At 40.5% G+C, this 10941-nt stretch carries 11 protein-coding genes; 3 read left to right on the top strand and 8 right to left on the bottom strand.

Annotated features, from left to right (window positions below; translation table 11 throughout):
- Window positions 1-244: 244 nt before the first annotated feature.
- Window positions 245-832, bottom strand: a complete 588-nt coding sequence (gene slmA / locus ACTRWE_RS03280; RefSeq protein WP_008113236.1) for a nucleoid occlusion factor SlmA — start codon at window positions 830-832, stop codon at window positions 245-247.
- Between the two features lie 222 nt (window positions 833-1054).
- Entirely contained in the window at window positions 1055-2248 is a 1194-nt protein-coding gene (gene coaBC / locus ACTRWE_RS03275; protein ID WP_350654080.1) for a bifunctional phosphopantothenoylcysteine decarboxylase/phosphopantothenate--cysteine ligase CoaBC, read from the bottom strand.
- Between the two features lie 141 nt (window positions 2249-2389).
- Here coaBC and radC point away from each other — a divergent pair, with 141 nt between their 5' ends.
- From radC to rpmG, 3 genes are all read left to right on the top strand, one after another.
- Window positions 2390-3064: a RadC family protein gene (gene radC / locus ACTRWE_RS03270; RefSeq protein WP_013465906.1), complete on the top strand. Its 675-nt coding sequence runs from the start codon at window positions 2390-2392 to the stop codon at window positions 3062-3064.
- 272 nt (window positions 3065-3336) lie between these two features.
- Complete coding sequence (gene rpmB, locus ACTRWE_RS03265; protein WP_008464111.1) at window positions 3337-3573, top strand: 50S ribosomal protein L28; 237 nt, start codon at window positions 3337-3339, stop codon at window positions 3571-3573.
- 11 nt (window positions 3574-3584) lie between these two features.
- Complete coding sequence (gene rpmG, locus ACTRWE_RS03260; RefSeq protein WP_004587947.1) at window positions 3585-3740, top strand: 50S ribosomal protein L33; 156 nt, start codon at window positions 3585-3587, stop codon at window positions 3738-3740.
- Window positions 3741-4256: 516 nt separating this feature from the next.
- Here rpmG and ACTRWE_RS03255 read toward each other — a convergent pair.
- The 6 genes from ACTRWE_RS03255 to surA all read right to left on the bottom strand — a co-directional run bounded on the left by ACTRWE_RS03255 (window position 4257) and on the right by surA (window position 10877).
- On the bottom strand, window positions 4257-6272 hold the full coding sequence (locus ACTRWE_RS03255; protein ID WP_013465904.1) for a methyl-accepting chemotaxis protein: 2016 nt from the start codon (window positions 6270-6272) through the stop codon (window positions 4257-4259).
- A 304-nt stretch (window positions 6273-6576) separates the two neighbouring features.
- Window positions 6577-7395 carry a symmetrical bis(5'-nucleosyl)-tetraphosphatase gene (locus tag ACTRWE_RS03250; protein ID WP_350654084.1) on the bottom strand — a complete coding sequence of 273 codons (819 nt, stop codon included), beginning with the start codon at window positions 7393-7395 and terminating at the stop codon, window positions 6577-6579.
- Window positions 7396-7410: 15 nt separating this feature from the next.
- Window positions 7411-7800, bottom strand: a complete 390-nt coding sequence (apaG, locus tag ACTRWE_RS03245; RefSeq protein ID WP_008113223.1) for a Co2+/Mg2+ efflux protein ApaG — start codon at window positions 7798-7800, stop codon at window positions 7411-7413.
- A complete protein-coding gene (gene rsmA, locus ACTRWE_RS03240; RefSeq protein ID WP_008113221.1) occupies window positions 7784-8590 on the bottom strand; it encodes a 16S rRNA (adenine(1518)-N(6)/adenine(1519)-N(6))-dimethyltransferase RsmA in 807 nt (268 codons plus the stop codon). The genes apaG and rsmA overlap by 17 nt, the downstream gene beginning before the upstream one ends.
- Window positions 8587-9579: a 4-hydroxythreonine-4-phosphate dehydrogenase PdxA gene (gene pdxA, locus ACTRWE_RS03235; protein WP_350654086.1), complete on the bottom strand. Its 993-nt coding sequence runs from the start codon at window positions 9577-9579 to the stop codon at window positions 8587-8589. Before pdxA ends, rsmA begins: the two co-directional genes overlap by 4 nt.
- Before the next feature lie 2 nt (window positions 9580-9581).
- The gene (gene surA, locus ACTRWE_RS03230; protein ID WP_008113218.1) at window positions 9582-10877 is read right to left on the bottom strand and encodes a peptidylprolyl isomerase SurA; all 1296 of its coding nucleotides are present in this window, start codon (window positions 10875-10877) and stop codon (window positions 9582-9584) included.
- Between the last annotated feature and the right edge of the window lie 64 nt (window positions 10878-10941).

Genomic DNA, 10941 nt, shown 5'->3' with positions numbered 1-10941 from the left:
GGTAAAAGGTTAGATTTTCGGTCCACGGGATGCGAGGCGTTTGGCATCGGTAAAAAGTTAGGGAAGTAAAAGTTTAATTGTGGTTTTCAATTTTTTACTTTTTGCTCTGTGTTCAAATTAATTTTTAATATAATTTATAAAAAGAACACAGAGTTTATGTGGAATTGATGATAGGAGAATAATTTAATAACCTTGCTGGCAAGATTACCTAAAACCTAAAACCTAAAACCTAAAACCTAAAACCTTATAACCAAATTTTTTGTAATTCTGGCCATTGTTTTTCAAATTGCTCGCTAGGTCGTGCACTAAAATTACTGCGCACAAATTGGTTCATTTTACCCTCAACGTAGGCAAGCAAAAAGTTAGCTAGCGTCAGTTCATCACTTTGAAAGTTTTTACCTTCACGTAATTTACGCTCTCTAAGAATCTGTTTGAATTGAGTTTCTAGCTTTTCAAACAAGCCTTGTACACGCTCACGAAGTCGCTCTTGTTCACCCTGTAGAGCATCGCCTGTTAATATACGGGTTATGCCTGGGTTTTTTTCAGCAAACGTTAGCAGCAGTAATAGGGTGTTGTATACACGCGCTTTGCTTTCTTTCTCGTTATCTAAAATAAGATTAATACGTGATAGCAGCGTGTCTTCAATAAATTCAATTAACCCTTCAAACATGCGCGCTTTACTAGGAAAGTGGCGGTAAAGAGCGGCTTCAGATACGCCAACTTCTGCGGCAAGTTTGGCTGTTGTAATACGCTGACCTGGGCTGGTTTCTAACATTTGTGCGAGTGCTTGCAGTATTTGCTCTTTGCGATTACTTTTTTTTGTCGCAGGCATGAACATTCCTTTTTAATAGTTATTTTTTCAACATAAATGTGCGATAACACAGCTTTGTGCCAAGTGTTACAGCGTGCAATACTCAACGGGGTGTTTTTGCACGTATTACAGCGATACATTAGTAATGCGCAAGCGTTAAGCTATTTTAGCGCAGTAAAATTACACTAAAAGGTCACAAGGCGTCATCATGTTAATGGTTTATTCAGTTTGTTTCCAGCCTTTTTATAATCGTTTGGCGAGCTGCTCGATCACTTTAACCGCTATCTCTATTTTACTGGTTTCAGGTAAGTCGAGTTGTTCATTTTGCCAATATAGGGTGAGTGCGTTGCGCTCAGAATTAAAGCCCAAGTCACTTTGCGATACATCGTTGGCACAAATCATATCGAGGTTTTTATTGGTTAGTTTCCCCTTTGCGTAATTAGCAACGTTCTGCGTTTCTGCGGCGAAGCCGACGGTGTAAGGGCGGTTTTGTGTGAGGTTTGCAACCGCGGCTATTACATCTGGGTTTTTAACTAAGCTAAGAGTGAGTTCATCGCCTTGTTTTTTCATTTTTTGCGTGGCGATACTTGCTGCACGATAATCGGCCACAGCGGCACAACCAATAAAGGCATCTGAGTGAGGCGCATATTTGAGTGACTCATGCAGTAACTGTTCAGCACTTTCTATATTAATTAAATTAACGCCTTGCGGTGCTGAAATAGTTACCGGGCCTGAGATTAAGTTCACGTGTGCGCCAAATGATAACGCAGCTTGCGCCAGTGCATAGCCCATTTTTCCAGAGCTATGATTTGATATAAAACGAACAGGATCGAGAGGTTCACGGGTTGGGCCTGCAGTAATTGTAATTGTTTTACCTGCTAAGAGTTGTGGTTGCGCAGGTTCAGTGCATAAACTCACTAATTCATGCGGTTCAAGCATTCGACCAGCACCGACATCACCACAAGCTTGCTCACCCTTACTTGGCCCCCAAACAGCAACGCCACGAGCCTTTAAAGTGGCTATATTAGTTTGCGTTGCAAGGTGTGCGTACATTTGCTGATTCATAGCTGGTGCGATGGCAACTTTTGCGGGGGTCGCCAGTAATAAAGTCGTGAGCAAGTCGTCAGCAATCCCTGCGGCCATTTTCGCAATAATATTGCTGGTGGCAGGGGCAACTAAAATTAAATCAGCCCATTTTGCAAATTCAATGTGCCCCATAGCGGCTTCGGCTGATGGGTCTAGCAACGAGTCAGACACCATTTCACCACTCACAGCTTGCATGGTTAGCGGGGTGATAAAATGTTTTGCTGATTCGGTCATTACTACTTTAACGTCACAACCATGGTCTTTTAAGCGTCTTACGAGTTCAGCACATTTATACGCTGCAATTCCACCGCTAATACCCAGCACTATTTTTTTATTTGTTAAATTAATCATGGTTGTTCATCAATTTTATAAAATATTGTGGCTAAAATAACAAATCTTGAGCGTGACAGCTAAGATAAAATGCGTTTTATCGCGCTAATTTTTGATTTTGCATTACAGTTATACAGTACAGTAATCTTTCAAGGATGAATCATGCAATTAACGTCACTGCCTAATTCGCTCCGCCCGCGAGAAAAACTGCTAGAAAAGGGCGCAAAGGCACTCTCTGATGCTGAACTATTAGCTATATTTTTGCGCACGGGCCTACCCGGCATGAATGCCATAGAGTTGGCGCAGCATCTGATCAACGAAAATAAAACCCTGCATAATTTGTTTAATGCCAGTATGGATGAATTTTGTGCGCAAAAAGGCTTGGGAATGGCTAAATATGTTCAGCTACAAGCAGTACTTGAACTAAGCCAGCGATATATGCAAGAGGGCTTTGTGCGCGACGCCGTTTTTAACTCCCCACAAGCCGTTTATGACTATTTAACGCTGCAAATGCGTGGATTGCAGCAAGAGGTATTTATGGTGTTGTACCTTGATAGTCAAAATCGTTTATTAAAAGATGAAATATTATTTTACGGCACAATTAATGCGGCCAGTGTATATCCGCGTGAAGTGGTAAAGGCGGCACTGAAAAATAATGCGGCGGCGGTTATTTTTTCACATAATCACCCCAGTGGTATTGCAGAACCGAGTCAGGCCGATAAGCTCATTACCAATAAGTTGTGCCAAGCACTGCAATTAGTCGACATAAATGTGTTGGATCATATTATTATTGGTGGTGAAAGCAGTGTTTCGTTTGCCGAACGGGGACTGATTTGAGTTTATCGCTTCAGATATGTGCTAAAAATGAGCGGTTTAGTGCGTTTTGGCAAATTAGTTTAATTTAAATGCAGTTTTTACTTTCCCTAAGGGCATTCGATCTTTATAATTAGCCGCTATCAAATTTACACATGAGCTGGTTGGATAAGATCAGTATTTGATCTTTGCCTGTAAAAGCTGTATAAAGAGCGCCCTTCGATTTATCTCTAGGGCACAAATACATGGCCTTAGGGAAAATTAAGCTCGAGCGAAGTTATTGGAGATATATAGACATGTCTAAAGTATGTCAAGTTACAGGTAAGCGTCCAGCGGTTGGTAACCACCGTTCACACGCGAGAAACGCGACTAAACGTCGTTTCCTACCTAACCTACAAACACACCGTTTTTGGGTTGAAAGTGAAAAACGTTTTGTAACATTACGCACTACTACTAAAGGTATGCGTATTATCGATAAAAAAGGCATTGACACGGTTCTTACTGAAATCCGTGCTCGTGGCGAAAAAGTTTAAGGAACTGAATTATGCGCGATAAGATCCGTTTAGTTTCAACTGCTGGTACTGGTTTTTTCTACACTACCGACAAGAACAAGCGTAACATGCCTGAAAAAATGGAAATCAAAAAATTCGATCCTAAGGCTCGTAAACATGTGATTTTCAAAGAAGCTAAAATCAAGTAATTTAGTTTTCTTTCAGAAATGTAAAAACCCAGCTTATGCTGGGTTTTTTGTTTTTAAAATCTGCTCTATCATCCACCGAAACCATATCACCGTAATGATACCCATTGAATTAAATCGCTAATTGGCTTTTGTTAAGCGCCACGAATTATTCCGTAGATAATGGCATCAGTTGTTTGTAATACCAATCCGCAATAATACTTAATCATTTTACGGGGCTAAACGTGTCGCAACCTGCGTTAAAAAATTCTCGTTTAGAACAACTAAATAGCAAATTTTTTGCCTAGCTATCAACACGTTTTTCCAGCCTCAAAATAGACCACTTAATTAAGCGAATTGGTATAACCAAAGAAAACATAAAGAGTATTAAATGACTTTACGGGCTAAGCTGTTGGGTGTTGTGTATTTAGAGTGAGATTGTGCGGTGTATAAGCATGTCTGGAGAGGGAACGGGTGTTTTACTATGGCTCGCTAGGGTATGAGCTGTAAGTAGCTCTAAGGCTACTTACAGCGCGATATTTATACTTTAAAGTTCTCTACTGATATTCTTAGTTCTTCGGCTAATTTAGCCACTTCTGAACTTGAAATATTCGTTTGTACAGCGCCTTCTGCTGTTTGCTCGGCAATAGCAACAATAGACTCTAAGCGCTCACTGATCTCTTGTGATACTTGTTGTTGCTCTTGTGCTGCTGTTGATATCTCTTCACTGACATTATGCGCTTGTGATACTGCAAGGGTAATTGAATCCAGTGCACTGTTGGCTAAGTCACTTTGCTCAACACACGAAACCGCGCGTTCTTTACCTTTTTCCATAGCTTTAACCGCTTCTTCAGCGCCCGACTGTAGTGACTCAATCATAGATTGAATTTCTTGGGTCGACTCTTGTGTTTTACTTGCAAGTGATCTTACTTCATCAGCTACCACAGCAAAGCCTCTGCCGTACTCTCCGGCACGAGCGGCTTCAATCGCTGCATTAAGTGCGAGTAAGTTAGTTTGCTCGGCAATACCGCGAATAACATCTAAAATACTACCAATTGATGCGCTATCTTTGTGTAGCTTATTGATAACACTTGATGCTTCGTCTACCTCGTAGGCGAGTTGCTCAATGGTTGCTTTATTTTGATTTGAAATACCTTTAACGCGCTCCGCTTCTTTATCGGCATTTTTAATTTCGCTCAGTGCTTGTTGTGCACTATTACTCACTGTTTGTGATGTGCTGCTCATTTCAGTGGTTGCGGTTGCTGCTTGCTCTACTTGCGCTTGCTGATTACTTATTGCTTTGCTTGATTCACCGGTAATTGTTGAGGTTTGCTCAGAAGCGGCTGCAAGTTGTGTTGAACGTGAAATAATACCGGTGATTAAGCTACGTAAACTATCAATTAAGGTATTACAACTTTTCGATAATTCACCAAATTCATCTTTTGCGCTGTCATCTAAGCGTTGAGTCATATCACCACTGGCAACAATATCTAGAATACGATTTACTTCCGCTAATGGCTTAGTAATACGGTTAACCGTAATGATGGCTACAAGCACAGCGATAATAGTCGCAATGATCATACCTATCCATGTCCATAAATTAGCTGAGTTTACGTCACTACGTACGCCTTCTTGTAACGTAAATGCAACGCCACTGGCTTGTAATACTAATTCGTCAATTTGGCTAAGCGCTGTTTTAGTTGCTTTTTCAGACTCTGCTAATTCACGCTCGGTTGTGCTTATTGCGTCAATAAGGCGTTTTTTATTCGCTGAAAGGCTATCGTTACCTAGAATATTGCTCTCTAGGGTATCTACATAACCCTTTAAGTCATTAAACAAGCTGCTGTGACTTTGCTCTATCGCCGGCTTTATTAATGAAACGGTACGAACGACTTCTTCAAAGTAATACACTTGCTCGTTTTTGATAATATCGAGCGTGTTAAGCGTTTTAACGGTTAGCATGTCGGTGCTGCTGGTAACCACGGACATAAAGTTATTTTCTAGATTATTAGCTGCTTGATAAGCGCGTGGATGATTATCCTCTAAACCATCAATATCAATAATATCAAGTACCATAGAGTTAGCATCTTCTGCTGCTAGCTCTACGGTTTCTAGTTGCGCTTTGAGCTTTTTGTTAAGCACTAGCTGGGTGTTTTTATCTTTAAGCAGGCTGTTTATGATATTTGAAAAGCTCTGGTAGGTTTTTTCAACTTCAAGGCTGCTTTTGTTTAACTGTGGATCGTCTTTAACAACTTGTTGTAGTTCGCGGTGCAATTTATTAAATATTTGTTTTTGCTCTTCTATTTGCGCTTTTAACGTGGCGAGTTCTTGAGCCGATGTTATATGGAAACTAGCTTGAGCGGCTTTACTCATCAAAATAAATTCAGCTTGTAACTGAGCGCTCTTGTTTAATGCAGGAAGCGATAGCTGATTAACTTTTTGAGTTGAACGATCTATATTTGCTATTTTTATTAAAGAGTTACCGCCAATAATTAAAAGTAATAAAGTGATAAATATAAAACCACCCCAAATACGTTGACTCACTGTTAGATTCATATGGTTTTCCATTCAAAAATACGTCTATTAAAACTTATCGGCGCTTTCAACAATAAGTTAAGTAATTAAAAATAATTAATTTTTACTGTTAATAGTTAGTTGCTAAATTTACCGCAAAACTTAATTACAAACTAAGTCTTTTATTAAAGATAAAAAATAATGTAGGCAATAACACTCGTTTACTGTCTATGTTTAACTCAATTATAAGAGTATTGCTATTTTTTACACATTATTGTGAATGTTTTGTAATTATGCAATTTAACATCCACTCTTAAACTTAACAGATGTATTAACTTTTTTCAGTTTATTTAGAAAAAAGTTGTGATTTTTCTGAAAATTTTTGCTTACTTTGCAGTTCTATTAGTGTCATTGAGCCACCCCATACGCAACCCGTGTCTAGAGCATAAAGGTGGTTGTAGGGCGTTTTGCCTTCAAGTGCTGCCCAGTGTCCAAAAATTAGGTCATGTTGAGCGTTCATAATGGCAGGATGAGAAAACCAAGGAATTAGTGATGATGAATTTGTTGTTGCTTCTTTTGCATTAAAATCGAGCAAATTATCAGGCGTAATAAAGCGCATGCGAGTGAAATAATTAACGATGTAACGAAATTTAGCAGCATCATCAAGTTGCTCCGTCCATTTTAGCGGGTGAGGCTGATACATGTTTTTTAAGAAGAACTTAGCGTTATCAGCACCATAGCATTGCTGCGCAAATTGAGCGTGCTTAATGGCTTGCTCGCACGACCAATCAGGGTTAAGGCCTGCATGAGAAATAAAACAATTATATTGTTCTAAATAAAGCGCTAAAGGCTGAGTTTGTAAAAACGCGATGTAGTGGGGCAGTTTACTACTGTTAAACAGTGCAGTGAGTTTGTCTTTGGGGTTAGGTGTAACGTTATTTAAGTAACAGGCAATCATGTGTAAGTCATGATTGCCTAATGTGACGCTAACGCTGTCTTGATGTTGATAAATATAATCAAGGCACGCTTTAGAGTCTGGGCCACGAGCGACAATATCACCCACTAAATATAGGTGATCTTTGCTAGGGTTAAAGTCGACTTGCTTTAACAATAAACTAAATTCGTCAAAGCAGCCTTGTAAATCACCTATTGCGTAGTCGGCCATTGTTTCCTGTTTTTATCAGTGTAGGATATTAGGGCAGGCTAAGCGGAATACGTTTATGGGTGCTTTAAATTCAGCACCAAACTCGTTACGTAAAGTGTAATGTCCCTGCATGGTGCCTACTGGTGTATCTATTATTGCACCACTGGTATATTTGTAGCTTTCACCTGGGGCTATATCTGGGGTTTCACCCACCACACCTTCGCCTTGCACTTCTACTTCTTTGCCATTGGCATCAGTAATTAGCCAATAACGGCTAAGTAGCTTTGCACTGCATAAACTGTGGTTTTTTATAGTAACGGAGTAGGCGAACACAAACTTATCTAGTTCAGGTTGCGATTGCTCTTCTACATAAAACGTTTCAACAGATACCTTTACAGGTGATCCTATATTACTGCTTGTTGTCATAAATCCAGTTAGCTATATCAATAAATTGTTGTAACGACAGGCTCTCAGCACGCAAAGTAATATCAATGCCAATGCTGGTTAATTCGTCAGCGGTTAGAAGGTTGCCAAGGCTGTTACGCAACGTTTTACGGCGCTGATTAAACGCTTCTAAACAAACGGTGTTTAATATTTTAACGCTTTTAGCGGTGCGCTGCTGTGCCTTTTTAGGGATTAAGCGAATAACCGCAGAATCGACTTTAGGTGCCGGTTTAAAGCACTCAGGCGGTACCTCTACCACAGGCATCGCATGACAATAATACTGAGTCATCACACTCAAGCGACCAAAGGTTTTACTACCTGGGCCTGCTACCATGCGCTTTACCACTTCTTTTTGCAGCATAAAGTGCATGTGCTCAATATGATCGGCAAATTCAAACAGGTGAAACAACAAAGGCGTTGAAATGTTGTACGGCAGGTTGCCGAATACTTTTAGTTTTTTGTCATCTTTAACTAGGCTTGCAAAATCAAACTTCATTGCATCGCCTTGGTTAACGGTTAATTTTGGCCCTAAAAATGGGTGTTCAATTAAACGCTGGGCTAAATCTTTATCTAGCTCAACAACCGTTAAATGGCCACTTAAATCGGCAACAGGCTCGGTAATAGCGCCTAGACCTGGGCCAATTTCTACTAAATTATCTTGCGGTTTAGGATCGATAGCGGTGACGATTTTGTCGATGATTGACTCATCGAATAAAAAGTTTTGGCCAAAACGTTTACGGGCGCGGTGTCCTAAGTGTACTTTATCGGTCATTGATTCTGTGCTTTTTCATGGGCGAGCTTAATTGCTTCGCGGATCGCTAATTCAAAACTGCCAACATCAGCATCGCCTGTACCGGCTAAATCAAGCGCAGTACCGTGATCGACTGAGGTGCGAATAAATGGAAGGCCGAGAGTTATATTCACTGACTTACCAAATCCTTTGTATTTTAGCACAGGTAATCCCTGATCGTGATACATAGCCAGCACTGCATCGGCTTCATTTAGGTATTTATCTTGAAATAACGTATCTGCTGGTAAAGGTCCGATTAAGTTCATCCCCTCAGCTCTTAGTAGGTCGAGCGTAGGCGTAATCGTGTCGATTTCTTCGCGGCCTAAATGACCATCTTCACCGGCATGTGGGTTTAAGCCACAGACTAAAATACGTGGTTGCTCAATGCCAAATTTAGTTTTCAAGTCATGATTAAGAATATTAGCCACTTTAACTAGTCGCTCTTGCGTAATAGCACGAGAGACATAAGCAAGCGGAATATGTGTAGTTACTAGGGCAACACGCAAACCTTCAGTGGCTAATAACATAACCACATCGGCTGTACCTGATTGCTGAGCAAAGTACTCAGTATGGCCACTAAAAGAAATGCCGGCTTGGTTAATAATACCCTTGTGAACAGGCCCCGTAACAACGGCATCAAATGTGCCATCCATATTCTTTTCGCTGGCAATACGTAATGTATCTAACACGTATTGCCCATTGGCGTCATTAAGCACGCCAAGCTCAACGGGCTCTGCTAAATCAATCTGCTTAATATATAAGCTGCCTGCTGCTGTTGGCATTGCTTTGGCTTGTTCATCAAATTCAATTAATTTAATGTTTAAACCTAAATGCTTAGCGCGCTGTTTTAGTAGCGATGCATCTGCAATCGCTACTAGTTGCGCATCCCAGCTATGCTGTGCCAGTTTTAATAGCAAGTCTGGGCCAATGCCTGCAGGCTCACCTGGGGTTACCGCAATTCTTAAGGTCATAATTATTCGTCTATTGGGAAAATTTCAACATGGGCTTGTTCGCGCATTTCTTGCTGCCAGTTAAAGCTTTCCTCTTTAAATTTACGATTAAACAACATGCCATGTGCACGATTACGTTTAGCTTGCTCGGTCTTATCTGCAACACGTTTATCTAGTAACTGCACAATGTGCCAGCCAAACTGACTTCTAAATGGTTCGCTGATTTCGTTTTTATCAAGTGATAGTAACGTATCTCTAAACGCAGGCACGTAGGTGGTTGGATCAGTCCAATCGTATTGACCACCTTTAAGTGCTGAACCTGGGTCTTGTGAATGCTCTTTAGCAAGTTCTGCAAAGTCAGCATCGCCGGCGCGTAAATCTTTAACAAAGCCTGCTAGCATAGTGCGTGCTTTTTCTTCACTTAAAATGATTGAAGGCTTAATAAGAATATGACGAGATTTAACTTCGGTGGTTTCAACTACTTGGCGGCCACGTACGTCTTGTACTTTAATGATGTGGAAACCCGCACCGGAACGAAGTGGACCAATAATCGCATCTTTCTTTTTACCTTTTACAGCTTCTGCAAATAACGATGGCATTTCGTTAATACCCATCCAGCCTAATTGGCCGCCCTCAAGGGCTTTTGAGCCACTTGATGATGAAATGGCAATACGCTTAAATTCTTGGCCATCTTGCAGCAGTTCAATAACTTTGTCTGCGCGTGTTTTTGCTGAGCTTACGTCGTCTGCACTTGCACCACTTGGAATATCGATAAGGATATGACCAATATCATATTCTTCGGCATTTTGGCCTTGGCTATCCATAATTTTTAGTAAGTTATCAATTTCTTGGTCGCTTACATATATACGGCGGTCTACGTTTGCACGCGTAACTTGTTGCGTGGTTATCTCTTTACGAATTTCTTCGCGGTAAGCTTGAAAGCTCTCACCCGACGCTTCAATAGTACGACGCAAATCAGCAATTGTACCGCCTTGCTCTTTAGCCATGTTGGCAAGGGTTTGGTCAAGCTGGCTATCTGAAATTTCTAAGCCCATACGCTCAGCCATCTGCATCATCAAGGTTTGATTTACTAAGCGTTCAATCGCCTGAACACGCAGTGTTTCGTCTTTTGGCAGCTGTTGGTTTTGTTCTTCTGCTTGTTTTTTTACGCGATCAACAATGGTGTCTACTTCACTTTTTAAAATAACGCCTTGGTTTACAATACCAATTACTTTATCTATTTCGACAGGGGCGGCAAATGCACTTTGGCATAAGCTGAACGTTAAAACTGCTGATGTTAATAATTTTTTTAAATTCATATTCTTTTTACTACTCTTACTAATAGTACTGTTGTAATGCTAAATACGGCTAAATAGATATAGT

The sequence above is a fragment of the Pseudoalteromonas sp. G5_S1_54_S4 genome (assembly GCF_054968565.1).
This window is presented reverse-complemented; position numbering and strand designations above follow the sequence as displayed.